23 protein-coding genes are annotated in these 25,590 nt (G+C 72.5%); 19 read left to right on the top strand and 4 right to left on the bottom strand.

Going from position 1 to position 25,590, the window contains the following annotated elements:
* The first annotated feature begins 23 nt into the window (after nt 1–23).
* Nucleotides 24–1,220: a sensor histidine kinase gene (locus ACFRCG_RS23050; protein ID WP_380034223.1), complete on the top strand. Its 1,197-nt coding sequence runs from the start codon at nt 24–26 to the stop codon at nt 1,218–1,220.
* A gap of 38 nt (nt 1,221–1,258) precedes the next feature.
* Here the strand turns inward: ACFRCG_RS23050 and ACFRCG_RS23045 are convergent, their stop codons facing one another.
* Complete coding sequence (locus tag ACFRCG_RS23045; protein WP_380034221.1) at nt 1,259–2,602, bottom strand: GAF domain-containing protein; 1,344 nt, start codon at nt 2,600–2,602, stop codon at nt 1,259–1,261.
* A gap of 172 nt (nt 2,603–2,774) precedes the next feature.
* On the opposite strand from ACFRCG_RS23045, the gene ACFRCG_RS23040 reads away from it, so the two are divergent.
* Both ACFRCG_RS23040 and ACFRCG_RS23035 read left to right on the top strand, forming a co-directional pair.
* Complete coding sequence (locus tag ACFRCG_RS23040) at nt 2,775–3,584, top strand: alpha/beta fold hydrolase (RefSeq protein WP_380034219.1); 810 nt, start codon at nt 2,775–2,777, stop codon at nt 3,582–3,584.
* Nucleotides 3,585–3,682: 98 nt separating this feature from the next.
* Complete coding sequence (locus ACFRCG_RS23035; protein ID WP_380034217.1) at nt 3,683–4,621, top strand: SAM-dependent methyltransferase; 939 nt, start codon at nt 3,683–3,685, stop codon at nt 4,619–4,621.
* 256 nt (nt 4,622–4,877) lie between these two features.
* Here the strand turns inward: ACFRCG_RS23035 and ACFRCG_RS23030 are convergent, their stop codons facing one another.
* Nucleotides 4,878–5,636 carry a DeoR/GlpR family DNA-binding transcription regulator gene (locus tag ACFRCG_RS23030; protein ID WP_380034216.1) on the bottom strand — a complete coding sequence of 253 codons (759 nt, stop codon included), beginning with the start codon at nt 5,634–5,636 and terminating at the stop codon, nt 4,878–4,880.
* A gap of 299 nt (nt 5,637–5,935) precedes the next feature.
* Between ACFRCG_RS23030 and ACFRCG_RS23025 the strand changes: the two genes are divergently transcribed.
* From ACFRCG_RS23025 to ACFRCG_RS23000, 6 genes are all read left to right on the top strand, one after another.
* Nucleotides 5,936–6,787: an endo alpha-1,4 polygalactosaminidase gene (locus ACFRCG_RS23025; RefSeq protein ID WP_380034270.1), complete on the top strand. Its 852-nt coding sequence runs from the start codon at nt 5,936–5,938 to the stop codon at nt 6,785–6,787.
* A gap of 204 nt (nt 6,788–6,991) precedes the next feature.
* Nucleotides 6,992–8,320, top strand: coding sequence for an extracellular solute-binding protein (locus ACFRCG_RS23020; protein WP_380034214.1), 1,329 nt, complete (start codon nt 6,992–6,994; stop codon nt 8,318–8,320).
* A gap of 26 nt (nt 8,321–8,346) precedes the next feature.
* Complete coding sequence (locus ACFRCG_RS23015) at nt 8,347–9,306, top strand: carbohydrate ABC transporter permease (protein ID WP_380034212.1); 960 nt, start codon at nt 8,347–8,349, stop codon at nt 9,304–9,306.
* Nucleotides 9,303–10,184, top strand: a complete 882-nt coding sequence (locus tag ACFRCG_RS23010; protein WP_380034210.1) for a carbohydrate ABC transporter permease — start codon at nt 9,303–9,305, stop codon at nt 10,182–10,184. The genes ACFRCG_RS23015 and ACFRCG_RS23010 overlap by 4 nt, the downstream gene beginning before the upstream one ends.
* 66 nt (nt 10,185–10,250) lie before the next feature.
* Nucleotides 10,251–11,207 (top strand): carbohydrate kinase family protein, encoded by a 957-nt coding sequence (locus ACFRCG_RS23005; protein WP_380034208.1) that lies wholly within the window; start codon nt 10,251–10,253, stop codon nt 11,205–11,207.
* Nucleotides 11,207–12,517 (top strand): alpha-glucosidase/alpha-galactosidase, encoded by a 1,311-nt coding sequence (locus tag ACFRCG_RS23000; RefSeq protein ID WP_380034206.1) that lies wholly within the window; start codon nt 11,207–11,209, stop codon nt 12,515–12,517. The genes ACFRCG_RS23005 and ACFRCG_RS23000 overlap by 1 nt, the downstream gene beginning before the upstream one ends.
* Before the next feature lie 147 nt (nt 12,518–12,664).
* On the opposite strand, the gene ACFRCG_RS22995 is transcribed toward ACFRCG_RS23000, so the two are convergent.
* Entirely contained in the window at nt 12,665–13,918 is a 1,254-nt protein-coding gene (locus ACFRCG_RS22995; RefSeq protein ID WP_380034205.1) for a GNAT family N-acetyltransferase, read from the bottom strand.
* A gap of 151 nt (nt 13,919–14,069) precedes the next feature.
* Between ACFRCG_RS22995 and ACFRCG_RS22990 the strand changes: the two genes are divergently transcribed.
* The 3 genes from ACFRCG_RS22990 to ACFRCG_RS22980 all read left to right on the top strand — a co-directional run bounded on the left by ACFRCG_RS22990 (nt 14,070) and on the right by ACFRCG_RS22980 (nt 16,459).
* Nucleotides 14,070–15,263: an MFS transporter gene (locus ACFRCG_RS22990; protein ID WP_380034203.1), complete on the top strand. Its 1,194-nt coding sequence runs from the start codon at nt 14,070–14,072 to the stop codon at nt 15,261–15,263.
* A 150-nt stretch (nt 15,264–15,413) separates the two neighbouring features.
* On the top strand, nt 15,414–15,992 hold the full coding sequence (locus ACFRCG_RS22985) for a CGNR zinc finger domain-containing protein (RefSeq protein WP_380034201.1): 579 nt from the start codon (nt 15,414–15,416) through the stop codon (nt 15,990–15,992).
* On the top strand, nt 15,989–16,459 hold the full coding sequence (locus ACFRCG_RS22980) for a protein-tyrosine phosphatase family protein (protein WP_380034199.1): 471 nt from the start codon (nt 15,989–15,991) through the stop codon (nt 16,457–16,459). Before ACFRCG_RS22985 ends, ACFRCG_RS22980 begins: the two co-directional genes overlap by 4 nt.
* On the opposite strand, the gene ACFRCG_RS22975 is transcribed toward ACFRCG_RS22980, so the two are convergent.
* A complete protein-coding gene (locus ACFRCG_RS22975) occupies nt 16,456–17,421 on the bottom strand; it encodes a polysaccharide deacetylase family protein (RefSeq protein WP_380034197.1) in 966 nt (321 codons plus the stop codon). The two genes, ACFRCG_RS22980 and ACFRCG_RS22975, sit on opposite strands and share 4 nt — an antisense overlap.
* A 149-nt stretch (nt 17,422–17,570) precedes the next feature.
* Here ACFRCG_RS22975 and ACFRCG_RS22970 point away from each other — a divergent pair, with 149 nt between their 5' ends.
* The 7 genes from ACFRCG_RS22970 (at nt 17,571) to ACFRCG_RS22940 (ending at nt 25,582) form a co-directional block, all read left to right on the top strand.
* Nucleotides 17,571–18,245: a formylglycine-generating enzyme family protein gene (locus tag ACFRCG_RS22970; RefSeq protein WP_380034195.1), complete on the top strand. Its 675-nt coding sequence runs from the start codon at nt 17,571–17,573 to the stop codon at nt 18,243–18,245.
* 516 nt (nt 18,246–18,761) lie between these two features.
* A complete protein-coding gene (locus tag ACFRCG_RS22965) occupies nt 18,762–20,234 on the top strand; it encodes a fumarylacetoacetate hydrolase family protein (protein WP_380034193.1) in 1,473 nt (490 codons plus the stop codon).
* Nucleotides 20,231–21,169 (top strand): 4-hydroxy-tetrahydrodipicolinate synthase, encoded by a 939-nt coding sequence (dapA, locus tag ACFRCG_RS22960; protein WP_380034191.1) that lies wholly within the window; start codon nt 20,231–20,233, stop codon nt 21,167–21,169. The genes ACFRCG_RS22965 and dapA overlap by 4 nt, the downstream gene beginning before the upstream one ends.
* Nucleotides 21,166–22,686, top strand: coding sequence for a 5-carboxymethyl-2-hydroxymuconate semialdehyde dehydrogenase (gene hpaE, locus ACFRCG_RS22955; protein ID WP_380034189.1), 1,521 nt, complete (start codon nt 21,166–21,168; stop codon nt 22,684–22,686). Before dapA ends, hpaE begins: the two co-directional genes overlap by 4 nt.
* Before the next feature lie 174 nt (nt 22,687–22,860).
* Complete coding sequence (gene hpaD / locus ACFRCG_RS22950) at nt 22,861–23,979, top strand: 3,4-dihydroxyphenylacetate 2,3-dioxygenase (RefSeq protein ID WP_380034187.1); 1,119 nt, start codon at nt 22,861–22,863, stop codon at nt 23,977–23,979.
* Nucleotides 23,980–24,039: 60 nt separating this feature from the next.
* Nucleotides 24,040–24,798 carry an alpha/beta fold hydrolase gene (locus tag ACFRCG_RS22945; RefSeq protein ID WP_380034185.1) on the top strand — a complete coding sequence of 253 codons (759 nt, stop codon included), beginning with the start codon at nt 24,040–24,042 and terminating at the stop codon, nt 24,796–24,798.
* A 97-nt stretch (nt 24,799–24,895) separates the two neighbouring features.
* A complete protein-coding gene (locus ACFRCG_RS22940) occupies nt 24,896–25,582 on the top strand; it encodes a GntR family transcriptional regulator (RefSeq protein WP_235619224.1) in 687 nt (228 codons plus the stop codon).
* Nucleotides 25,583–25,590: the final 8 nt, after the last annotated feature.

Below are 25,590 nucleotides of genomic sequence, written 5' to 3'. Positions count from 1 at the left end.
CCCGCGGGTCGTACGGTCGCCCCGTGCAACGAATCTATGCCTGGCTTCGGGCGCATCCCCTGTGGGTCGACTCGGTGTGCACCATCCCGGCGTTCGGCCTCGGTGTTCTCCAGATCCTGTCCTACGAGTACGGCATCGTCATGTCGCTCTGGGCCTACACGATCGTGGTGATGCTGAGTCTGGGCATGGCGCTGCACCGGGTCCGGTCCCGGGTGGCGACGATGCTCGTGGTCGGGGCCGGGGTGGCCCAGTTGCTCTGCGACGGGACGATCACGTTCGCGAACTACGCGATGCTGGTGATCGTGTACACGGCCGCCAAGTCCGGTCCGCGTTGGCTCTCCCGGGCCGCGCTCGCCGCCACGGTGTTGGCGCCGGCGGTCCTGCTGGTGCGTTTCCCGCACGGCGACGGCGAGACCTTCAGGGCCAACCTGTCCGCGTCCGGCTTCGTCGTCGTACTGCTCGCCATCTCCTGGGTGTTGGGCGATTCGATGCGCACCCGGCGTGCGTTCTACGCCGAGTTGATCGACCGCGCCGCCCGCCTCGAGGTCGAGCGCGACCAGCAGGCGCGGCTCGCCGCGGCGGCCGAACGGGCCCGGATCGCCCGGGAGTTGCACGACGTGGTCGCGCACAACGTCTCGGTGATGGTGGTCCAGGCCGACGGCGCCGCCTACGCGATCGACGCCGCGCCCGACTCGGCCCGGGAGGCCCTGGGCACGATCGCCGCCACCGGCCGCGAAGCGCTCGCCGAGATGCGGCGCCTGCTGGGTGTACTGCGTTCCGAGAGCGACGTCGAGACGTTCGTGCCCCAGCCCGGCGTCGACCAACTCGACGAGTTGCTCACCCGGGTCCGCGGCGCGGGCCTGACGGTCGACCTGCACGTCGAGGGCCGACCCGTCGAACTGTCCCAGGGCATCGGCCTGACCGTGTACCGCATCGTCCAGGAAGCCCTGACCAACACCCGCAAACACGGCGGGCCCGGCGCCGGCGCCCGGGTCGTCCTGCGCTACACGGGCGAGGACATCGAGCTCGACGTGCGCGACGACGGCCGCGGCGAGGCGGCTCCGGGCGACGGCATGGGGCACGGCCTGGTCGGCATGAACGAACGGGTCGCCCTGTTCGGCGGTCGCCTCGAAACCGGCCCCTACCCGGCGGGCGGCTGGCGCGTACACGCCCTGCTCCCCACCCGCCCCCGCACGCCCGCCCTCCCGAACCGCCCATAGACACCCGCCCGAACGCCCGCGCAGACCGCGCCGCCCGCTCAGTCCGCGGCCGTACCGGCCCACCGCATCGCGGTGTCCGCGTCGGCCGTCTCCACCACCCGGTTCCGCAGGCGTTCATGCAGCGCGGCCCGCAGTTCGAGCACGCGCGGGGCCGTCGAGCCGGGCAGCAGCGGCCCCCGGTAGCGGTCCAGGAGGGTGTCGGCCGTGGTGTCCCGGTTCGACAACGCGTGGTCCAGATCGAGGAAGTCGGCCTCGCAGTCCCCGGTCAACCGATACGGGTCCGACGCCAGCCGGTGGCCCAGGATCGCGCGCAGCCGGACGAGTTCGGCCCGCACCGTGGCCGGGCGGCCGGTCGGGCCGTACACCGCCTCGGTGATCGCCTTCGCCGTCATCCCGCCCGGTTCGCTCAGCAGCGTGGTGACGATCTCCGCGTGGCGGCGGGTGAGTTCGTGGGTGGCGCCGGCCACGTGCAGCCGCGCCCGGCGCAGCCCGAGCGCCTCCAGGCGCATCGGCGCGGCGGTCACCGGCCCGGAGGCGCCGTCCTCGGCGATGAGCAGGAACAGGCCGCCCGCGGCCAGCCGTTCGACGAGCACGAGCTGTCCGCCGGGCAGCAACATCGGGCCTTCGCCGACCGGCACCGGGAGCCGATTGCACAACCACCCGGGCGGATCCGCGCGCACCACGCGCCCGCCGGCGTCGACGATCGCGCTGCGGGTGCCCAGGCGGCGGGCGATGCGCTCGACGTAGCGGGTGCGTACCCGCATCTCCTCGCGCAGCCGGACCGTCTCCAACTCCGACTGGGCCAACCGCCGGGCGGTGTCGAGCAGGGGGATCGCCAGTGGCTGCCAGTGCCGTTCGGGGCAGGTGAAGTCCAGGATCCCGAGCAGGTCACCGCTGATCGGGTCGTGGATGGGCGTGGCGGTGCAGGTGTAGGCCGTGGCCGCGGACAGGAAGTGCTCGGCGCCGAACACCTGGAACGGCCGCCCGGTCGCCAGCGCGGAGCCCACCCCGCTCGTGCCCGCCGCGTCCTCGCTCCACAGCGCGCCCGGCAGCAGGTGCACTCGCTCCGCCGAGCGCAGCGACGTGTGGTCGCCCTGGACCCACAGCAGGTGGCCCCGGGCGTCGCTGAGGAACAACAACCGGCCCGGATCCTCGGTCAGTCCGCCCAGCGAGCGGCGCAGCAGCGGCCAGATCCCGGTGAGCGCGTGTTCCTCGCGGTGGCGGGCCAGTTCGTCGTCGTCGAGGCACACCGGCGGCAGGTAGGCATCGGGTGCCAGCCCGTGTCGTCGGGCGCGCGACCACGAGGCCCGGATCGGGCCGCGAACCCCCGACGCCGTGCCGCCGCTCAGCGCCCGTTCCCGTGCGTCCGATCGGTGTGCCATGGAGTCATCATGCCGGCACGGTCGGTCGCCGGCGGGGCGGGTGTCGTCGCTGGTTCTGCAACGTTGGTGCAACCCCCCCGCGACGTCTGGCGGAACGGCTCCCGGCTCACGCAGACTGCCGGCAGTGCGGCGCGGCGAACGGGGTGCCGTGACCGAGACCGGAGGAGATGGCGTGCCCTACCTGGAACTGTCCGACACCGTCCCGCTCTACTACGAGGAGCACGGCGAGGGTCGGCCCGTCGTCCTGCTGCACGGTTGGACGATGAACGGCACCTTCTGGTCCGGGAACGTGGCCGCGTTGGCGGCGGAGAACCGGGTGATCGTGCCGGACTTCCGCGGCCACGGCCGGTCCGGGAAGACGCCCGAGGGTCACTCCCTGGACCAGTACGCCCGCGACATCCGCGAGTTGGTTCGGGCCCTCGATCTCGCCGAGGTGACCGTGGTCGGCTGGTCGATGGGTACCTCGGTACTGCTGTCGTATGTGCGGCAGTTCGGGTGTGAGGGGCTGCGCGGCGCGGTGTTCGTCGATCAGTCGCCGCGCTTTCTGGACGGCCCCGACTGGGAGTTCCCGCTGCTGGGCGGGTATTCCCCCACCGATCTGGCGGTGTTCGCGCAGACCGTGCGACACAGTCGGCCGATCGCGGTGAAGCCGTTCATCGAGGCGTGCTTCGCCGAGCCTCCGGCCGCCGAGGCGGTGGACGCGGTGTACGCGGAGACCACCCAGACGCACACGTCGTCCGCGCTCGACATCTGGATGGACATGGCGCACTCGGACTGGCGGTCGGTGCTGCCGCAGGTGACGGTGCCGACGCTGCTGGTCTACGGCGAGCGCAGCCGGGTCTTCCCGGGTGACCTGGCCGGGTGGCTCGCGGGTGTGTTGCCCGATGCGCGGATCGAGAGGTTCTCCGCCGGCGGGCACGTACCCTTCGTCGAGGAACACGAGCACTTCGACGCAGTCGTCACGGATTTCCTCCGCCGCTGATCTCCCCAGGCGCACCGGAGGAATACGCGGGCCCGCCCGGCGGGTATCCCCGCCTCGCCCGATCCGGGCGGCCCGTGACCCGAGAATCGGGAAGGCCGATGATTGTGATGCCCCAGCAGGCGCCGGAGACCCGATCGTGCGCGGGCCGGCCGGTACCGGCTCGACCGCCGGTCCAGGTGTCCGCGACGCGCCGGTCCGGACTGCGCACCGATCTGCCGCATCCCGCTCGCATGTACGACTACTACCTGGGAGGCAAGAACAACTTCGGGGTCGATCGCGAGGCCGCGGACGCGGTGCTCGGGGCGGCTCCCGAGGTACGCGCGATGGCTCGGGCGAATCGGGCGTTCCTGCGCCGCGCGGTGTCGTTCGCGGCGGGATGCGGGATCCGCCAGTTCCTCGACATCGGGGTCGGCATGCCCACCGCCCACGACACGTACGAGTGCGCGGTGGCGGCCACCGAGGAGGCGCGGGCGGTGTACGTGGACAACGATCCGCTGGTGCTCGCGCACGCCCGGGCGTTGTCCGGTCGGCCCGGTCGGGTGCGGGTGGTGGAGGGCGATCTCCGCGATCCGTACGCGCTGTTGGCGCGGGTGTCCGGGCGTTCGGGGGTGGATCTGGATCGGCCGGTGGCGGTGGTGCTGACCGCGGTGTTGCACTACCTGTCGGACGCGGACGACCCGCGGGCCGTGGTGGGCGCGTTGGCGGGTGCGATGGTGCCGGGCAGCATGCTGGTGCTCTCGCATGTCGCCGCGGATCTGCGGCCGGAGGCGGCGCGGGCCACGGCGGAGGCGTATCGCCGCTCCGCCGCCCCGCTTTTCCCGCGCACGGCCGCGCAGGTGCGGGCGCTGTTCCCGGGCCTGGACCCGGTCCGGCCCGGCGTGGTGCCGATCTCGTCCTGGCGCGCCGACCGACTTCCGCGTCCGCTGGTGGAGCGGGAGTGGATGTACGCGGGGGTGGCCCACAAGCCGCCTCCGGGACGCCGGGAGTGCTCGGGTACGGGTCGTGTCCCGGCCCGGGCACTGCGCCCCTGCGCCTGAGCCGGTCGCAGCCCCGCAGGGGAGGGCTGCGACCGGCTCGGAAACGGGCGGACCGGCACGCACGTCGACCGCCGGGTCGGCGTGCGTGGGCGGCCCCCGTCCGGCTCCGGATCGCCCGACTCCGGCGCGAGGCCGCCCGGCCGCGCCGTCGGACCGTCGCCGCACCGCCGGGTCGAACCACCCGCACCACCGCGTCGAACCGCCCACGAAACGCCGGGCTCGAACCACCCCCGCACCGCCGACGACGATCGCCCCCTCAGACCACCGTCACCGCGACCCCCGCCTCCGCGATCCGGGCCAGTTCGTCCTTCGGCGCGTCCGCGTCCGTGACCAGGTGGCCGATCCCGGACAGCGGGCAGATGCGGGCCAGGGTGGCCTTTCCGATCTTGGAGTGGTCCGCCACCACGATGGTGTGGTTGCTGCGGTCGGTGAAGGCGCGGTCGGTGGCGGCCTCGAGTTGGTCGTGGGTGGTGCAGCCGTGGGCGGCGCTGATTCCGTCCACGCCCAGGAAGGTCACGTCGGTGTAGTAGTCGGCGAGGGTCTTCTCGGCGATCGGGCCGACCAGTTCGTAGCTCTCCTTGCGGGCGGTACCGCCGATCACCACGAGCGTGACGTCCTTGTGCAGGACCAGTTCGGCGGCGATGTTCACCGCGTTGGTGACGATGGTGACCGGCCCGCGCTCGGCCAGGATGCGGGCGATCTCGGTGGCGGTGGAGCCGCCGGTCAGGCCGACCACGGCCTCCGCCGGGACCAGGGCCGCCGCGGCGCGGGCGATCGCCAGCTTCTCCGGTCGGCGGCGTTCGCTGCGGTACTGCATCGGCGTCTCCAGGCCGATGTTGCCCACGGACGCCCCGCCGTGCGTACGGCGCAGCAGGTTCACCCCGTCCAGGTGCTGGAGGTCGCGGCGCACGGTGGCCCCCGAGACCGCCAAGATCGCGGACAACTCCTCGACGCTCACGCTCCCGTGTGCGGCAACGTGTTCGAGGATGCGCGCATGGCGCTCGGTTCTCAACATCCGCGCAGCATATCCGTGCGCATTCGCGCAGTCACGGGATCCACCGGCGCAATCCCCCGGCGGTCGGGGGACGGCATTTCCGGCATCCTTATGGCAACTCCCGTGAGCACTATGCGCACTGACGATCTCTTGACATGACGAATGTTGCTCGATTTACTGCTCCGACGCCGAGCAGCGCAATCGGCGTCAAAGGTACGCCCAGCCGGTAGTCGGCGTGAAGCCGCAAGCCCGGACAAAGTCGCCAGGATGCCAGTCGACATCCGAGGCGGGGACGTATCCTCCGCACCTGGAGTTCGATGATGAACACCTTCCTCCCGGGTAGATCGGCCCGCCGTCTCGCCGCCTTCGCGGCGACCACCGCGGCGATCGCGGGATCCCTGTTCCTCACCTCGTCCGCGAGCGCCGGCACCGCCGGGCCCGCGAACGCCCCCAAGAGCGCCGCCGTCACCCTGCCACCCACCCACGCGAACTTCGACTACCAGATCGGCGGCGCCTACACGCCGCCCACCGGGGTCAAGGTGGTCACCCGCGACCACTCCGCCACCCCGGCGCCCGGCCTGTACAACATCTGTTACGTCAACGCCTTCCAGGCCCAGAAGGGCGCCGAAGGCGACTGGAAACCGGGCGAGTTGCTCCGCCGTGACGACGGCACCGTGGTCTACGACGGCCAGTGGAAGGAGGCGCTGCTCGACATCCGCACCCCCGAGAAGCGCACGTCCGTCGCCGCCAAGGTGAACGCCCTGATCGACGAGTGCGCGGGCAAGGGCTTCCAGGCCGTCGAGCCGGACAACTACGACAGCTACACCCGCTCCGAGGACCTGATCACCGCCGACAACGCCAAGGCGTTCGTCACGCTGCTCTCCGCGCACGCGCACCAGCGCGGACTGGCCATCGCCCAGAAGAACACCTCCGAACTGGCCCCCGACCGCGCGAGCACCGGGCTCGACTTCGCCGTCGCCGAGGAATGCGGCCAGTGGAACGAATGCGGTGAGTACACCAAGTCGTTCGGCAACAACGTGATCGTGATCGAGTACACCGCCAAGGGCCTGAACACCGCCTGCTCCAAGTGGGGCGGCAAGCTCAGCGTCGTGCGCCGCGACCTGAACGTCGTCCCGGCCGGCAGCAGCGGATACCTGCGCAAGACCTGCTGACCCCCGGCCACGATCGTCGGCCCGGCGCCCCGATCCCGCACGGATCCCGCCGCCGGGCCACCCCCTCCGCCCCGCGCACCCTCGCCCGCGCCCGCGCCCGTCCGGGCCCGCCCCGGGGCGACCGCCGACGCGCGCCCACCGGCTCTCGCCCTTGCTTCGCCCCGCCCCGCCCCCGCACGCGTTCCGACATCTCCCGGAGGTCCAGTGGTTCTCGACCGGTTCCATCCCACCGGCCTCTCCCGACGCGGCCTGCTCCGCCTCGGCGCCGGTGCCGCCGCCGCGACGGCGCTGTCCACAACGTTGGCCGGGTGCGCCGGCACCGACGACGGCGTGGGCGCCGACGGCCGGGTCACGATCGAGATGTGGCACGGCCAGACCGACACCGGGCGCGAGGGGCTGGAGGCCCTGGTGGAGCGGTTCCATCAGGCCCAGTCGGGCATTCGCGTCGACCTCGGCGGCGGCGTGCTCGCCGACGCGATGCTCCAGAAGATCACCGCGGCCCTCGCCGCCGGTTCCTACCCCGACATCGCGTACGTCTTCGGCTCCGACCTCGCCGGCGTCGCCCGCAGCCCCAAGGTGGTCGACCTCGGCGACACCGTGCGCTCGGCCCCCACCCCGTGGGACGACTACTGGGACCCGGCCCGCCAGGCGGTCACCGTCAACGGCCGGGTACGGGCCGCGCCCGCCGTCCTGGACGCGCTCGCCGTGATGTGCAACAAGAAGCTCTTCGAGGACGCCGGCATCCCGCTCCCGCAACCCGGCTGGACCTGGAACGACTTCCTGGCCACCGCACAGCGCCTCACCGACGCGCAGCGCGGCGTCTTCGGCACCGGCTGGCCGGGCACGGGCGACGAGGACACCGTCTGGCGGTTGTGGCCGATGATCTGGGACCTCGGCGGCGACGTGGTCGCCGAGAACGGCCGCGACATCGGCTTCCGCGAGGTGGGCGCCCGCGCCCTGGAGACGGTCGAGGCGCTGGCCCGCGCCAAGAGCGTCTACATCGACCCCAAGCCCGGCGGCGAGCAGATGTACCAGGTCTTCGCCTCCGGCCGGATGGGCATGGTGGTCACCGGCCCCTGGCAGATCCCCGACGTCACCGAGGCGGGCATCGATTACCACGTGGTGCCGCTGCCCAGCTACAGCGGCCGGCCGATGACCATCTGCGGCCCCGACACCTGGACCGTCTTCGACAACGGCGGCGCCCGGGTACGCGCCGCGCGCACCTTCGTGTCCTGGCTCAACCAGCCCGAGCAGGACGTCGAATGGGGCGTGCGGGTCGGCAGCCTGCCGCTGAGCCGGATCTGCGAGGCCAAGCCCGAGTGGCGCGCCCACGCCGCCGAGACGCCGGGCCTGGACGTGTTCACCCGCGCCCTGGAGACGGCTCGGGTACGGCCCGCGCACCCCGCCTATCCGCAGATCTCCACGGCCCTCGGCGAGGCCATCGTGTCCGTGCTGCTCGGCAAGAGCAGTCCGGCCCGGGCGCTGAACCGCTGCGCCGCCGCGGCCAAGGCCGCCCTCGTCATACCGCGTTGACGAATACCGCGTTGAGGAGCCCTTCCATGTCATCCCTGCCCGCTCCACTCACGCTGTCCGACCACGATCGCCGGCACCGCACGCTGCGCCGCAGACGCCGGCGCGAGACGGCGACCGCGTGGGCGTACATCCTGCCCGCCGTCCTGGTCGTACTCGGCCTGAGCATCGTGCCGTTCGTCTGGTCCCTGCTGCTGTCCTTCCGGGCCGACGACCTGGTCACCCCCAGCCGCTGGGTCGGCGTGGACAACTACGACGCGCTCACCCAGGACCCGCACTTCAGCCAGGCGGTGCGCAACACCCTGCTGTACACCGCGCTCTACGTGCCGCTGAGCATGGCCCTGGGGCTGTTCCTGGCGCTGGTGCTCAATCGGCGGATCAAGCTGGTGGGCCTGTACCGCACGCTGATCTTCGTGCCGTTCGTGATCTCCGCGACGGCGCAGGGCGTGTTGTTCTCGTTCATCCTCGACCCGGAGTTCGGCGCGGCCAACTCGGTGCTGCACGCGCTCGGGATCAGTCGGCAGGGCTTCCTCACCGATCCCGGACAGGCGTTGCCGGTGCTTGTGGCGATCTCGGTGTGGAGCGGCACCGGGTTCTGCGTGGTGATCTACCTCGCCGCGCTCCAGGACGTGCCGCCGTCGCTGTTGGAGGCGGCCCGGCTGGACGGCGCCGGGCGGTGGCAGTTGTTGCGGCACGTGGTGATGCCGACGCTCACCCCGGTCAGCCTGTTCCTGGTGTTGTGGCAGACGATCAACGCGTTGCAGGTGTTCGACCTGGTCTATGTGACCACCAAGGGCGGTCCGCTCGGGTCCACCACGGTGATCGTCTACTTCATCTGGGAGCAGGCGTTCAAGAACTTCACCGCCGGATACGGCGCGGCGGCGGCCTACGTGCTGGCCTTGGCCCTCCTGGTGATCGGGGTCGCGTCGCGGCTCGTGCGAGGCCGCAGGCCCGCCGGCGCCGTGCTCGTCGAAGGTGGTGCCAAGTGAGCGCGACGACCGTCGAGGCCGCCCCCGCGCAGGCCCGGCCCGCCCCGGTCGCGGCGCCGCGCCGCCGGCTCCCGTTCAGCCCGTGGCATCTGCTGCTGATGCCGCTGTCCCTGCTGTTCGCCCTGCCGCTGGTGTGGCTGGTGCTCAGTTCGGTGATGACCAACGCGGAGATCAACCGGTTCCCGCCCGCGCTGTGGCCCTCCGGGATCGACCTGGGCGGCTACCGCTACGTGCTGGGCAATGCGATGTTCCCCCGCTGGTTCGCCAATTCGCTGATCGTCTCGGCGGTGGCGGTGGCCTCGAACCTGGTGTTCGGGGCACTGGGGGGCTACGCGTTCGCCCGGATGCGGTTCGCCGGGTCGCGCGTGTTGATGGTGGCGATGTTGGCGACCATGGCGATCCCGTTCCAGCTCACCATGATCCCGACGTTTTTGATCATGAAGCGGCTCGGGCTGATCGACACGCTCGGCGCGCTGATCATCCCGTCGCTCGTGACGCCGTTCGCGGTGTTCCTGCTGCGGCAGTTCTTCCTGTCGCTGCCGCGGGAGTTGGAGGAGGCCGCCTGGATCGACGGGTGTTCGCGGCTGCGCGTGTTGTACCTGATCGTGTTGCCGCTGTCCCGGCCGGCGTTGAGCACCGTCGCGGTGCTCACCTTCCTCACCACCTGGAACGACCTGACCTGGCCGTTGATCGCGATCAACCACGACACCAACTACACGCTCCAACTGGGCCTGACCACCTTCCAGGGGCAACACCACACCCAGTGGGCCGCGGTGATGGCGGGCAACGTGATCACCGTGCTGCCCGTGCTCCTCGCCTTCCTCTTCGCGCAGAAGGCGTTCATCCAGTCGATCACCTCCAGCGGTCTGAAGGGGTAGCGATCCCACGGGAGTTCGACCCTCTCGTGATTCGCCCCCATCCACCGCACACACCCGGGAAGCCCGATGCCGCACACCTTCGACCTGCTCGTCCTCGGCGACGCCAATCCCGACGTCGTGGTCGGCCCCCTCGACCGGCCGTTGGCCTTCGGCCAGCACGAACACCTGGTCCCCACCGGCCTGCTCACCCTCGGCGGATCCGGCGCGATCACCGCCTGCGGCGCGGCGCGGCTGGGTCTGTCCGTCGCGATCGCCGGCCGGATCGGTGACGACGACGCGGGCCGCTTCGTGCGCGCCGCGCTCGCGGATCGGGGCGTGGACACCTCGGCACTGCGCGTGGATCCGAGCCTGCCGACGCCGCTGACCACGGTGCTCACCCGCACCGACGGGGACCGGGCCATCGTCACCGCGGCCGGTACGCTGGCCGCGACCGGGCCCGACGACGTGCCCGAGGAGTTGCTGCGGCGGAGCCGGCACGTGCACGCCTCCTCCTACTTCCTGATGCCGCGACTCGCGCGGGCGCTGCCGGAGTTGCTGCGCATCGCCCGCGCGGCCGGCGCCGCCACGTCCCTGGACACCAACGACGACCCGGCCGGGCGTTGGGATCCGGCCGCACTCGCCGCCGTACTGCCCGCCGTGGACTACCTGTTGCCCAACGCCCAGGAGGCCCGGGCGTTGGCCGGCTCCCCCGCCGCGACCACCGAGCAGGCCGCCGCGCGGCTGGCCGGGCACGGCCCCGTCGTGGTGGTCAAGGACGGCGGCGCCGGCGCCTTCGCGCACGACGGCGCGAACGTGCTGCGCACACCGGGCATCCCCGCCGAGCCGGTGGACACCGTCGGCGCCGGCGACAGCTTCGACGCCGGCTTGATCGCCGCCCTGCTCGCCGGCGAACCCCTCGCCAGAGCCCTCGATTTCGCCGCCGCGTGCGGCGCCCTGTCCACCCGAGCAACCGGCGGCACCGCCGCCCAACCCACCCGGGACGAGGCGCTGGACGCGCTCGCCCGCAACGGAAAGAACCAGTGATGACCCGCACCAAGATCGTCTTCGTCGGCGCCGGCAGCGTCGTGTTCACCCAGGGCCTGTTGGCGGACCTGTTCGCCTTCCCGGAACTGAAGGACGCGCACATAGCGCTGCACGACATCGACCCCGAACGCCTGGCCACCGCGCGGGGCGCGGCCCGGCTGATCGCCGACGACCGGGGCGCGAGCCCGCGGATCACCGCGCACGCCGACCGTCGCGAGGCGCTGGCCGGCGCCCACTTCGTGATCAACATCATCCAGGTCGGCATGCGCGAGGCCACCCGGACCGACTTCGACGTACCCGCGGGCTACGGCCTGCGGCAGACCATCGGCGACACGCTCGGCATCGGTGGCATCTTCCGCGCGCTGCGCACCTTCCCGGTGTTGCGCGCGCTGGGCGAGGACATCACCGAACTGTGCCCGGACGCCTGGCTGCTCAACTACACCAACCCGATGGCGATGAACGTCGGCTACCTCCGGCGCGCCACCGGCCTGACCCGCGTGGTCGGCCTGTGCCACTCCGTCTACTGGACCATGCAGGGCCTGGCCGAACTGGTGGGCGTGCCCTACGAGGAGGTCGACTACCTCGCGGCCGGCGTCAACCACCAGGCGTGGGTGTTGCGCTTCGAACACGCCGGCGCCGACCTGTACCCGAAACTGGACGCGCTGATCGCCCGGGACGAGCAACTGCGACGCCGGGTACGGGTGGACATGTATCGCCGGCTCGGCTACTACCCGACCGAGACCAGCGAGCACTCCAGCGAGTACGTGCCGTGGTACCTGGGCCACGACAGTGAGATCAGCCGACTGCGGCTGCCCGTCGGGGCCTACCTCGACATCGTCGACGAGAACGTCGCGGCCTACGAGAGCACCCGCGCCGCACTCGCCGCCGGGCGGCCGGTGCCGGTCGAGTCGACCATGGAGTACGCCCCGCAGATCATCCACAGCATCACCACCGGCACCCCGCGCACGGTCTACGGCAACGTGCCCAACCAGGGCCTGATCGACAACCTCCCTGCCGACGGTGTGGTCGAAGTCCCGTGCCTGGTGGACAGGTTGGGCGTACAACCGACCCGAGTCGGCGCGCTGCCCGCGCAGTTGGCCGCCCTCAACCGCACCTACCTGAGCGTCAACGACCTGGTGGTGCGCGCCGCGTTGGAGGACGACCCCCGGCACATCCGCCACGCCGCGATGATCGACCCGGCCACCGCCGCGGTATTGCCCGTCGAACGCATCTGGGACCTGTGCGACGACCTGGTCCGCGCACACGGCGACCTGCTCCAGCCGGCTCTGCGCACCACGCTCGGCCACTGAGACCCGGTCGTCGACGTGGCGCCGGTCGCCGCGCGCGAGGCGGTGGCCGCCGCGGTGGCGGCCACCGTGTCGCCGCGGGCGGGCGCGGGCGGTCGTCGGCCGGCGCCGCGTGACCCGGCGGTCCCGTGACCCGGTGGTCCTCGCGGCTCAGTAGTCCTCGTGCGCGTACGGCAGCAGGTCCGTGCGCAGCGCCGCGTCCAGGCGGTGCGCCGCGCCGGGTGTGGTCTCGGTGACCAGTCCGGCCGCCACCAGCCGGCGGATCGGCGTGCCGCCCAGGTAGCAGGTGGCCAACTCCCGTACGTCCAGGGCCAGATCGGGTGCGGCGTCGGTGGCGGTGTAGGTCGCCCCGGTCGGGTCGGCGGTGAGCCGGAAGCGGCCCTGGTTCGCGGGGAGCGCGGCATCGCGCACGTCCAGGACCAGGTCCACCGGCGCCGCCCAGGACCGCGCGGTCAGCGCGGTACGCACGTCGACCAGGCGCAACCGCAGCGCCGGATACTGCCTGGTCACCCGCACCTGATGGCGATCCCCGGCGAACTGCAGCAGCGGGTCGTCGAGCGGCCGGGCCCAGGCGACCACCTTGTCGATCAGGTCGATCGAGACGAGAAAGGCCCACAACGCGGCGGCCACCGGGGCGTCCTGCGCCTCCAGTTCGAATACCTGGAGCACGTTGGCCGAGCCGGCGGGCCCCTTGACCTCCTCCACCCGGTAGACGACGTAGCCGGCCGGGGTCTCGCCCCGCTCGCCGAGCGCGACGACCCGGATCGGCTCCTCGTCCTCGTCGTCGAGGAGCACCATGGTGCGCCACCACTGCTCGTCCCGGTCCAGCCGCCCGCCCCGCCTGCCCCGCACCGCCGCGTAGACCGGACCGAGCAGGCCCGGCGCCTTGGCCGGGTCCACCAGCCGCAACGGCCGGGGGTCGGGCGTGATGCGCAGGTCGAGCGGCCGGCGGGCGTCGATCTCGACGCTGCACCCGAGGGTTCCGTCGCCGTAGCCGAATCGGCCGTAGATCGTGTCCTCGGAGGCCCACAGGCAGGACAGCGGCTGGTCGAGTTCGGCGCACCTGCGCCACTGTTCCGCGATCATCCGGGTCAGCAGTCCGCGCCTGCGGTGGGTGGGTGCCACGGCGACGTAGTCGAGCCCGGCGCACGGTAGTTCGCCACCGGGCACGGTCAGCTTGAAGCGGTGCGCGACAACGGTGCCGACGAGGGCGTCGTCCTCGTAGGCGCCGATACGCCCGCAAACGCGCAGCCTGTCCCGGTGTTGTTTGCGTTCGTCGGCCGAGTCCGCCTCGTGGAAGGCCAGATCGGCGAGGTCCACGATGCGATCCACCTGCGACTTGGGGATTTCTCGGATGTCGAGGGTCACCCTCGCGACGCTAGCCGGGTCGGGTACGCCGCGCATCGCGTTTTTTGCGGGCCCGCGCGGCCCGGCCCCGGCTCATCCCCCACTTGAGGGATGGGCCGGGACCCTCGCACACACGATCGTCGTCGACACAGTCACCCGCGGATCCGAGAACGGTCGGCCGCGGGCCCGAAACGGAAAAGGAGCGGTCATGCGGCTGCGTTTGATCGTCCTGGCCGTCGGCACCTTCGCCATGGGGGTCGACACGTTCGTCATCGCGCCGATCCTGGGGCCGATGGCCGACGACCTCGATGTGTCCCGAACCGCGGCGGGGTGGCTGATCACCGCGTTCGCACTCGCCTACGCCCTGGGCGGCCCGGTACTCGCCGCCGCCGTCGGACACCGGGCGCCACGCGGCCTGTTGCTCGGCGGCCTCGCGGTCTTCGCCGTCGGCAACGCCCTGAACGCGGTCGCCGGCGACTACGGCCTCGCGATGATCGGTCGTGCGCTCGCCGGCGCCGGCGCCTCGCTCTACACCGTCAACGCCCTGGCGGTGGCCCGGGCCACCGCGCCGCCGGGGCGGGAGGGACGGGCCACCTCGGTGGTCGTCGGCGGCCTGACCACCGCGATCGTGCTCGGTCTGCCGCTCGGCGCCTGGCTCGGCTCGACCACCGGCTGGCGCGTGGCGCTGTGGCTGATCGTCGGCCTGGCCGCGGTGGCCGGCGCGGGCATCGCCGCGGTGGTCCCCGACCTGCCGGGGCTGCCGCGCCGGACGCTGCGCGAACGCGTCGCGCCGCTCACGGACTTCCGGGTCGTGGTGATCCTCACCGCCACCCTGCTGTGCCTGACCACCAGCTGGACCGTATACACCTACTTCGACAAGGTGACCCGGCCGGCCACCGACGGCGACGCCGGGCGCACGTCGCTGATCCTGCTGACCTTCGGCGTCGGCGCGGTCTGCGGGAACTTCCTCGTCGGCCGCCTGGCCGACCGCTTCGGCCCCGCCCGCACCATCGTGGTCGCCGCCCCGCTGCTCACCGCGGTCGCCGCCTTGGTGCCGGTGCTGTCCAGCTCGATGGCCGCGGCCTGTGTCGTGGTGCCGCTGTGGGGGCTGCTGCACTGGATGATCAACGTCCCGCAGCAGTTGCGGGTCACCGCCGCCGCCCCGGACGCGGTCCCGCTGGTCCTCGGCCTGCACCAGAGCACCATCTACCTCGGGATCAGCGCGGGCGGCGCGGCCGGTGCGGCGGGCTTCGCACTCGGTGGCCGCGCGGGCATCGGGTGGGCGGCGCTGGCCACGGGCGTGGTCGCGCTGGCCGTGCTGGCCTGGTCGTTGCGGGTCGGGTCGGGGCCCGGGGACGAACTCCGCTCCGCCCCGGCCGGGGTGCCGGCGACGTCGGGCTGAGCCCGGGTCCGGAACCACCCGTACGGCCCCGTTCCGGCGAGGCCGTACGGGTGTCGCGCCGGCCATCCGCGAGAGCCGGACAGAGCCGGGTAAGGGTTATAGTCTTTCTTCACCGGTTACTTCGGCGAAAGGCAACATGTGCGCGTCCCGATGACCGACTACGTCGCCGGCGCGGCCTTCGCGTCCGACCTGGTCAATACCTCGCCCACCGTGCGCGCCGACACCGGCGACGCGCTCCCCGATCCGGCCGCCTTGGCGGGCCTCCTGACCGGGCACGACCTGCGGCTCGACGCCCTGGCGGGCAAGGGCGCGCCCACCGACGAGGACCTCCACGCGGTTCGGCTGCTGCGCCGGGAGGTGCGCGGTGTCGTCGAGACCGAGACGGCGGAGCAGGCCGTCGCGGGCTCCGGCGTGCTCGTCGCCCGGGCCGGGCTCGCCCCCGTCCTGGACCGGGCGGCCGACGGCGGCTGGCAGTGGTACGTCCCGACCGCGCCGGGGGCGTCGCTCGCCGACGAACTCGCCGCGTTCGTCGCGGTCGGGTTGTTCGGCGCCGTCCGCGCCCTCGGCCACGACCGTTTCCGCGCGTGCGCCGGCCCCCACTGTCGCGGCGTGTTCGTCGACACCAGCCGGGCCGGCCGGCGCCGCTACTGCCTGCCGGATCTGTGCGGCAACCGGGTCAACGTGGCCAACCACCGGGCCCGGCGGCAGCGGGCGGGGGTGGCCCGATGAGCGCCACGATCGAACATCCGCCCCTGACCGGCGCGCTCCGCCTCCCCGACGGGGCCTGGATCCGGGCGCGCGGGCTGCGCCGTCCGCGGCCGGCGGGTCCGACGCCCGACTTCGGCCTCTATCTCGGCGACGAGCGGTTGCGCCGCCGCCACGACGCGGTGCTGACGTGGCCGCACGTCTGGCTCGACTGGCCCGACTTCCGGCTGCCGCGCGACCGGGAGGGGGCGGTCCGGGAGATCCGCGCACTGCACGAACGGGTCCGCGCGGGCGAGGCGGTCGAGGTCGCCTGTGGGGGCGGCATCGGACGTACCGGCACCGTCGTCGCGTGTCTGGCCATACGCGCCGGCATCGCCCCCGCGGACGCCGTCGCCTGGGCCCGCGAACACCACCACCGCCGGGCCGTCGAGACACCGTGGCAACGCCGCTGGGCACGCCGCTTCCCGACGGACGACTGCGTGTCGCGCTAGAGGTAGTCGTCCAACCGGGCCAGGGCGAAGCCCTGGGCGGTGGCCGTGTCGACGACGCGGCGCAACATCTGGGCCATGTCGCCCTTCCACTGCCCGGGGCCCCGGAAGTGGGTGAGGATGATGTCGCCCGGCTTGAGCCGGTGGTCGTAGCGATACTCGATCCGGTCCGGGAACGCCTCCTCGTTCCAGATCGGGAGCGCCACGATCCCGCACGATCGCGCCGCACGCAGCGTGTCCTCGTTGAACTCCCCGTACGGCGGCCGGAACAGCCGCGACGCGACGCCGATCTCGCGCTCGGCGGCCTCCTGTTCCCCGCAGATCTCCTGCTGCTGACGCGCGTAGCCGAGTTTCCGCATGTCCAAATGGTTCACCGTGTGGTTGTTCACCGCGACACCCTGCTCGTGCAGGCCCCGGAAGTAGCCCCAGCCGCCACGAGCCAGATAGCCGCTGACGAACGCGCTGAACGGCACGCCCAGTTCGCGGGCCATGCGGGCGAACTCCGGGTCCTTCTCCGCGCCGTCGTCGACGGTGAGGAAGACCACCCGGTCCTCGGTGGGCACCCGGTGCACCACCGGCGGCAGATCGCCGTAGCGGGTCACGCCGGGACCCGACTTCAGCACGGGGCGTGTGGCCGGCGGCGCGGGGGCCGCGATCGGCGCCCCCGCCAGGCCCCACTTCCGCGCGGCGGCGGCCCGACTGGCCGCGATCCGGGCGGCCTCCTGCTGCTCCGCACCCAGCCGGGCGGCCCGGATCCGCGCGTCGGCCTGCTCCCGGACGGCGTCCGGAACCGGCGCGGCGGGCGCGTTCGCCGCCGCGATCGGCTGTCCCGGCCTGGTCCGCGGCGTGCCGGCGTCCTCGTCCGCGCACCCCGAACCCGCCAGGCAGGCACACAGGCCGAGCGCGACACCCCATCGGGTGAGCGCGCGCCACGACGGGGACCTCATCGCATCCACACAGCTCATGGCGCCCCTTGTTGCCCGCTCCCGCCGACTTCGAACCCGGACGTTTGTTCGCCTCGCATGCCTCCGCACCTCGCACTGCCGAACGAACGAGGCCCGGAGCGATCCGCCCCGTGACGGCACGCGAGCCGGTCACCACTAGGTTTCGGATCATGGACGCGACTGCGGACGACGCGATGGTCCCCCTCCCCGCCGGACGGGTCACCCTGTCCGATCGGCGCACGCGACGCAGCTGGTCGGTCGATGTCGCGCCGTTTCGGATGGCGGTGTTCCCGGTCACCCAGGCGCGGTACGCGCGGGTCACCGGCGAGCGCCCGAGTGCCGCCTTCGGGGACCGGCTACCGGTCGAGGGCGTGTCCTGGTACGACGCGGTGCGCTTTTGCAACGCGCTGTCCACATACGAGGGCCTCACCCCGGCGTACCACCTCGCGGCGGGCGGGGAGCGGGTCGCCTGGGACGCCTCGACCGACGGCTACCGACTGCCCACCGAGGCCGAGTGGGAGTACGCCTGCCGCGCCGGAACCACCGGCCCGCATCACGGCCCGCTCGACGACATCGCCTGGTATCGCGCCAACTCGGCGGAGCGTATCCACGACGTGGGCGGCAAGCAGCCCAATCCGTGGGGCCTGCACGACATGCTCGGCAACGTCTGGGACTGGTGTTGGGACGTGTACGACGCCGAAGTCTACGGCGAGTACCGGGTGTTGCGCGGTGGCGGCTGGTTCGACGAACACTGGAGCCTGCGCGCCGGCGCCCGTCGGCGCAGCCATCCGAGCTACCGCGTCGACGATGTGGGATTCCGCGTGGCCCGCTCGATCCTGCCCTGAGCGGGCGACCACGTCGCGACTGCCCCGCACGGCCGGCCTCGCGGGGCCGATGGGGGCGGCCCGGCGGGCGGACGGGGGGCCGGACGCCGGGCCGCGGCGGGCCCGGCCACGGGGGGAGCCGGCACCCACTCGCACCACTTTCCGCCCCGGCACCGGTGCCGCACAAGCCCGAACACGCCGACACCGAAGGATAGCCGGCCGACGCACGCCGTGGGAGCGCGCTCATCCGCGTCCGGCGCACCCCGGCGTGCGCCCGGCCCGGGTATGGCCGATTCCATGCCCTCGTCCGAACCCCGCCGGCACCTGAACCCGGACCGGGACCGGGGCCGGGTCCTCGTCGTGCCCGCGCCGCCCCCGCCCATCCCGCCCGAACAAGCGTGCCCCTCCGGGTGGTTGACAGTGGAACCGAGATCACCTCTATTATTCTATCCGGAATCATATACGTTCCGAGATGGCATCGCCGATCCGGCGGGCGGTACCAGGCACGAAGGGCGGTGGCGAGTGACGCAGGACGCGGTGACCGCATCGACGGGACGGCGGCCCGGCAAGGTGCTGGCCGTACACCTGAACTACCCCTCCCGCGCCCGCCAACGCGGCCGTGTCCCCGAGCACGCCTCCTACTTCCTCAAACCCGGCAGCTCGCTCACCGGATCCGGCCGCGTCGAGCGCCCGGCGGGCGTCGAGCTGCTGGGCTTCGAGGGCGAGATCGCCCTGGTCGTCGGCCGCGCCGCGCATCGGGTGGCGCCGGCCGATGCCTGGGCGCACATCGGCTGGGTCACCGCCGCCAACGACCTCGGTCTGTACGACCTGCGGCACGCGGACAAAGGCGCCAACGTGCGTTCCAAGGGCGGCGACGGCTTCACCCCGCTGGGGCCCACCCTGCTGCCCGCGGCCGAGCTGCGTCCCGAAGCGCTGCGGGTACGCACCTGGCTGGACGGCGAGTTGGTCCAGGAGGACACCACCGCGACCCTGCTCTTCGACTTCGCCCACCTGATCGCGGACCTGTCCCGGCTGCTCACCCTGGAGGTGGGCGACGTGATCCTGACCGGCACCCCGGCCGGCGCCGGCGTGGCCGAAATCGGCCAACGCGTCGAGGTCGAGGTGGACAGCCTCGACGACCCGACCCGGTGCACCGGCCCGCTGCGCACCGACGTGGTCGCCGGCCCCGCGCTCGCCGGCTGGGGCGCCCCGCCGCGCGTCGACCCGGCCACCCGCGCCGACGCCCACGGCACCGCGCCCGACCTCGCGCTGACCGACGACCTGCGCACCCGGCTCGGTCGGGTCGCGGTGGCCACGCTCAGCGTGCAGTTGCGTGCCCGCGGCTTCGACACCGTCTCCATCGACGGCGTGCGTCCGCTCACCCCGGGCACCCGCCTGGTCGGCACCGCCCGCACCCTGCGCTATATCCCGTTCCGCAAGGACCTGTTCGCCGCCCACGGCAACGGCCACACCGCGCAAAAGCGTGCCGTAGACAACCTCGAACCCGGTCAGGTCCTGGTGATGGAGGCGCGCGGCGTGGACACCGCCGGCACCCTCGGCGACATCCTGGCCCTGCGCGCCCGCACGCTCGGCGCCGCCGGGATCGTCACCGACGGCGCGGTCCGCGACAGCGCCGCCGTCGCCGCCCTGGGCCTGCCCGTACTGGCCGCCGCCGCCCACCCCGCCGTGCTCGGCCGTCGGCACGTGCCCTGGGACGTCGACGTCACCGTCTCCTGCGGCGGCGCCACCGTACAGGTCGGCGACGTCGTGGTCGCCGACGACGACGGCGCCGTGGTGATCCCGCCCGCCCTGGTGACGGAGGTCCTGGCCGCCGCCGAGGAGCAGGAGGCGCGCGAGCGCTTCATCACCGAACAGGTCGCCCGGGGCGCCGCGTTGGCCGGCCTGTACCCCATCGGCCCCGACTGGGAGCCCGCCTACCGCGCCTGGCGGGCCGCGCTGCCGCCCACCCACGACCCGGCTTCGCCCATCACCCGCGAGGAGTACCGATGAAGTACCGCGCCGACCCGTCCCTGATCCGCGGCTCGATCGCGCCGCTGGTCACCCCCTTCACCGCCGACGGCGCGCTCGACACCGCCACGCTGCGCCGTCTGGTGCGCTGGCAGCTCGCGGCCGGCTCGCACGGGATCTCGCTCGGCGGCTCGACCGGCGAACCGTCCGCGCAGACCCTGGCCGAGCGGGCCGAGGCGATCCGGGTGGTCGCCGACGAACTGGGCGACCGGGCCCCGTTTTTGCCGGGCACCGGGTCGGCCAAACTGGAGGAGACGCTCGAGTTGACCGGCATCGCCCGGGACGCGGGCGCCGACGCGGTGCTGGTGATCACGCCCTACTACGCGCGCCCCACCCAGGACGCGCTGTTCTCCTGGTACTCCACCGTCGCCCGCGAATACCCCGACCTGCCGGTGGTGATCTACAACGTGCCGAGCCGCACGGCGGTGGACATCGATCCGCAGACCGTGGCCCGGCTCTTCCGCGCGCACGAGAACATCGTCGGTATCAAGGAGACCACCAGGGACTTCGAGCACTTCTCCCGGGTGATGGAGGCGGCCGGCCCCGAACTCCTGGTCTGGTCCGGCATCGAACTCCTGTGCCTGCCCGTGCTGACCCTCGGCGGCGCGGGCTTCGTCTCCGCGCTCGCCAACATCGCGCCCGCCGCGGTGGCCGAGATGTACGAGGCGTATCAGCAGGGCGACCTCGGTCGGGCCCGCGAACTGCACTACGCCGTACAGCCTTTGGTGGACCTGCTGTTCGTGGAGACCAACCCGGCGCCGGCGAAGTGGCTGATGCACCGGCGCGGCCTGCTCGGCTCCGACCTGGTGCGCCCCCCGCTGCTGCCGCTGTCCGAATCCGGCCGAACCACCGTATCCGCCCTCGCGCAGAGCCGGTTCGACCTGCTGACCGACCCCGCCCTTGGAGAGTCCGCATGAGCACCACCACGACGACGCCCGTCGAGCCCGCCGAGGTGCCCGCCGGGCTGCCCACCCGGCTGCGTCACTTCATCGACGGCCGGCACGTCGACTCCCTGGACGGCGCCACGTTCGAGGTCTGCGCCCCGGCGTCGAACCTTCCCTACGCCACCGCCGCCGCGGGCAAGGCCGCCGACGTGGCCGCCGCGGTGGCCGCCGCCCGGCGCGCGTTCACCACCGGACCGTGGCCGCGACTGCCCGCCGGGGAACGGGCCGTGGTGCTCAATCGCATCGCCGACGAGGTCGAGCGACGCGATGCGCGGCTGGCCGAACTGGAGACCTTCGACACCGGCCTGCCGATCACCCAGGCGCTCGGCCAGGCGCGGCGCGCCGCCGAGAACTTCCGCTTCTTCGCGGATCTGATCGTCGGTCAGACCGACGAGGCGTATCAGGTGCCGGGCCGCCAGCTCAACTACGTGCACCGCCGACCGGTCGGCGTCGCCGGACTGATCACGCCGTGGAACACGCCGTTCATGCTGGAGTCGTGGAAGCTGGCGCCGGCCCTGGCGGCCGGCTGCACCGTGGTACTCAAGCCCGCCGAATTCACCCCGCTGTCCGCGTCGTTGTGGGCCGACATCGTCACCGAGGCGGGCCTGCCCCGAGGTGTGTTCAACCTGGTCGGCGGGATCGGCGAGGAGGCGGGCGCGGCGCTGGTCGAGCACCCCGACGTGCCGCTGATCTCGTTCACCGGGGAGACCACCACCGGGCGCACCATCTTCGCCGCCGCCGCCCGACACCTGAAAGGGTTGTCGATGGAACTGGGCGGCAAGTCACCGGTGATCGTCTTCGCCGACGCCGACCTGGACGACGCGATCGACGCCGCGCTGTTCGGCGTGTTCTCGCTCAACGGCGAACGCTGCACGGCGGGTTCGCGGATCCTGGTCGAGCGCGGGGTGTACGAGGAGTTCGTCGAGCGCTTCGCCGCGCGGGCCGAGCGGATCGTGGTCGGCCCTCCGGCGGATCCGGCCACCGAGGTCGGCGCGCTGGTGCATCCGGAGCACTACGAACGGGTGTTGGCGTATGTCGAGGTGGGTCGCACCGAGGCGCGCCTGGTCGCCGGCGGCGCTCGCCCGGCACATCTGCCGACGGGCAACTACCTCGCGCCCACGGTGTTTCGCGACGTGCCGGCCGATGCCAGGATCTTCCGGGAGGAGATCTTCGGCCCCGTCGTGGCGCTGACCCCGTTCGACGACGAGGCGCACGCGGTGGAGCTGGCCAACGCGGTCGACTACGGCCTGGCCGGTTACGTGTGGACCAACGACATCCGCCGCGCCCACCGGGTGGCACACCGGGTCGAGTCCGGAATGGTGTGGATCAACTCGCACAACGTGCGGGACCTGCGCACCCCCTTCGGCGGGATCAAGGCCTCCGGCCTGGGCCACGAGGGCGGCCATCGCTCGATCGACTTCTACACCACGCAGCAGGCGGTACATGTGGCCATGGCGCCGCTGCACACCGCCCGGTTCGGCGCCGCGTGACGATCGGGGAACCTCACGCGATCCGGCCGGCGGTTCGTCGTCGGCCGTATCCGCGCAGGTCGCTCGCTTGCTAGGTTCCGCACAGCTCTCGAAACCGGTTCCGCAACACTTCCGGACACCGGTCGCCGCACCACCTCTCGAACCGAACAGCGCGTCGAACAGGAGGAGAGCCCGATGCCCACTCCCGCCGTTCCGCCCCCGTCCCCGGTGCCCGCCGTCCGCCCCGGCACCCCCGCCCCCGTGCCCGAGCCGGGGGCGATACCCCCGCCCGACATCGTCCGGGCCGCCTACGCCGAGCTTGTCGTCACCGACCCCGCCGCGTCCCGGGAGTTCTACGTCGACCTGCTCGGCCTGGTGGTCACCCACGAGGACGAGGACGCGGTGTACCTGCGCGCCTTCGAGGAGTACCTGCACCACTCGCTGGTGCTGCGCCGCGGCGAGAGCCCGGCACTGGCCGCGCTCGCGTACCGGGTGCGCTCGCCCGGGGAGGTCGACGCGGCCGAGCGCTATTACCGGGCCCTGGGCGTACCCGTGGAGCGCCGCGCGGCGGGCGCCACCCGGGGGATCGGCCCGGCGGTTCGGGTGCTGGACCCGCTGGGGTTCCCGCTGGAGTTCTTCTACGCGGCCGAGCATGTGCCGCGCCTGCACCAGAGCTACGACCTGCACGGCGCGGGCGCGATCGCCCGGCTCGACCACTTCAACATCGTGGTGCCGGACGTGGCACGGGCCGAGCGCTACTACCGCGACCTGGGCTTTCGGGTAACCGAGGACATCCGGGGCGCGGACGACACGTTGTACGCGTCCTGGCTGCACCGCAAGGACACGGTGCACGACATCGCGCTGACCGGAGGCGACGGTCCACGGCTGCACCACATCGCGTTCAGCACCCACGAACGCGGCCAGGTGCTGCATGTATGCGATCTGCTGGGCGCCCGGCGCCGGTCGGCGCACATCGAGCGTGGTCCGGGGCGGCACGGGGTGTCCAACGCGTTCTACGTGTACGTGCGTGATCCGGACCTGCACCGCGTGGAGATCTACACCACCGACTACTACACCGGGGACCCCGACCACCCGGTGCTGTCCTGGGACGTGCGGGACAACCAGCGGCGCGACTGGTGGGGCAATCCGGTGGTGCCGTCCTGGTACGCGGAGGCGTCCACCGTGCTGGACCTGGCCGGGAAACCGCAGCCGGTGTTCGCTCGGGAGGAGAACCACGAGGCGGAGGTGACGGTCGGCGCCGACGGCTTCTCGTTCGCGCGCGACACATCATCGCAGGTGGGGTCCCCACCGTGAGCATCCATCCCTGGTGTAAGATCCGAAATCGTATCCGAAATAGTCGAGTGGAGAAGTAGGATGCGCACACGGCAGCCCCTCGCCGTCACCACCTATCCGAGCGTCGGTCCCTCCGAAGACGTCGGGGAGTCCGAGCAACCCCCGGTGCTGCTCGTGCACGGATTCTGTTCCGACGCCCGCCGCTCCTGGTTGGAGACGGGCATGGTGACGGCACTGATCGACGCCGGCCGCACCGTCATCGCGCCGGACCTGCGCGGACACGGCGCGAGTCCGGCCCCGACGAGCGGCGAGGAGGCGGACGCGAACACCACCGTCGACGATCTGCTCGCCGTGCTCGACGCGTACGGCGCGGACCGGGTCGACATCATCGCCTACTCCCTCGGCGCCCGGCTGGTCTGGGCATTGGCCGAACGCGCGCCGGAGCGGGTGGGCCGCGTGGCGTTCGGCGGCATGAGCCCGATCGAGCCGTTCGCCGCCGTGGACGTCGCGGAGCTGCGCCGGGTCGTACGCGGCGAGGCGACCGCCGCCGATCCGCTCACCGGGATGATCGCGGGTGTGATCCGCGCCGAGGGCGACCGCGCCGACGGGCTGGTCACGTGTGTCGAGGGCCTGCGAAGCACACCGTTCGAGCCCACGCCGTGGGCCGGCCGCACCCCGCCGTGGTTCGTGGTCGGCACCGACGACCCGATGACGCGGGACATCGACGCGCTGGTCGCCGCGGCCGCCGGATCACGCATGGTCGTGGTGGCCGGCGACCACCACGGCGTCCTGGTCAACCCCGAGTTCCAGGGTTTGGCCGTGTCGGTCGTCGGCCGCTGACCCACCCGCCGCATACCGCGCCGCACCGGAGGACACCGGGCCGGGACACCGTGTCCCGGCCCGCGACCGTGTCCGGTCGAGACTGAGGAGACCGTAGTTGAGCCCCGCAAAGGCAACCGCCGCGAGCAAGGCGTCGAAGTCGTCCAAGTCGGAGATGTGTTACGAGCTGCTGCGCGGCCGGATCCTGGACGGCACCTACGGCCCCGGGTACCGGCTGGTGTTCGACCAGCTCGCCCGCGAGGCGGGAGTGAGCACCATCCCGCTGCGCGAGGCGGTGCGCCGGCTCCAGTCCGACGGCCTGGTGGAGATCGTCCGCAACGTCGGCGCCCGAGTGGCCGTGTTCGACCGCTCGCAGGTCGAGCACTCGCTCAACGTGCTGGCCCGCCTCGAGGGCTACGCGACGGCGATCTCGGCGCCGCTGATGAGCCCCGAGAACATCGCCGAGGCGAGGGCGATCAACGACCGGATGATCGAGGCGCTGGCCGATTTCGACCCGACCGCGTTCACCGCGCTCAACCGAAGGTTCCATTTCTCGCTCTACGCGCATTGCCCCGATCGGCACCTGAACGCGCTGCTCGAATCCGAGTGGGCCCGCCTGGACCACATGCGCCGCTCGACGTTCACCTACGTCCCCGGCCGGGCCCGCACCTCGGTGCGCGAACACGAGCACCTGCTCGACCTGATCGGAGCCGGCGCCGACCCCGGGGAGATCGAACGCGCGGCCTGCGCCCACAAGATCGCCACCGCGGCGGCCCTGCACCAGGCCAAGACCGGGACGCCGTAGCGGGGGCC

Source organism: Embleya sp. NPDC056575, assembly GCF_042793325.1.
Classification (GTDB): Bacteria; Actinomycetota; Actinomycetes; order Streptomycetales; family Streptomycetaceae; genus Embleya.
This window is presented reverse-complemented; position numbering and strand designations above follow the sequence as displayed.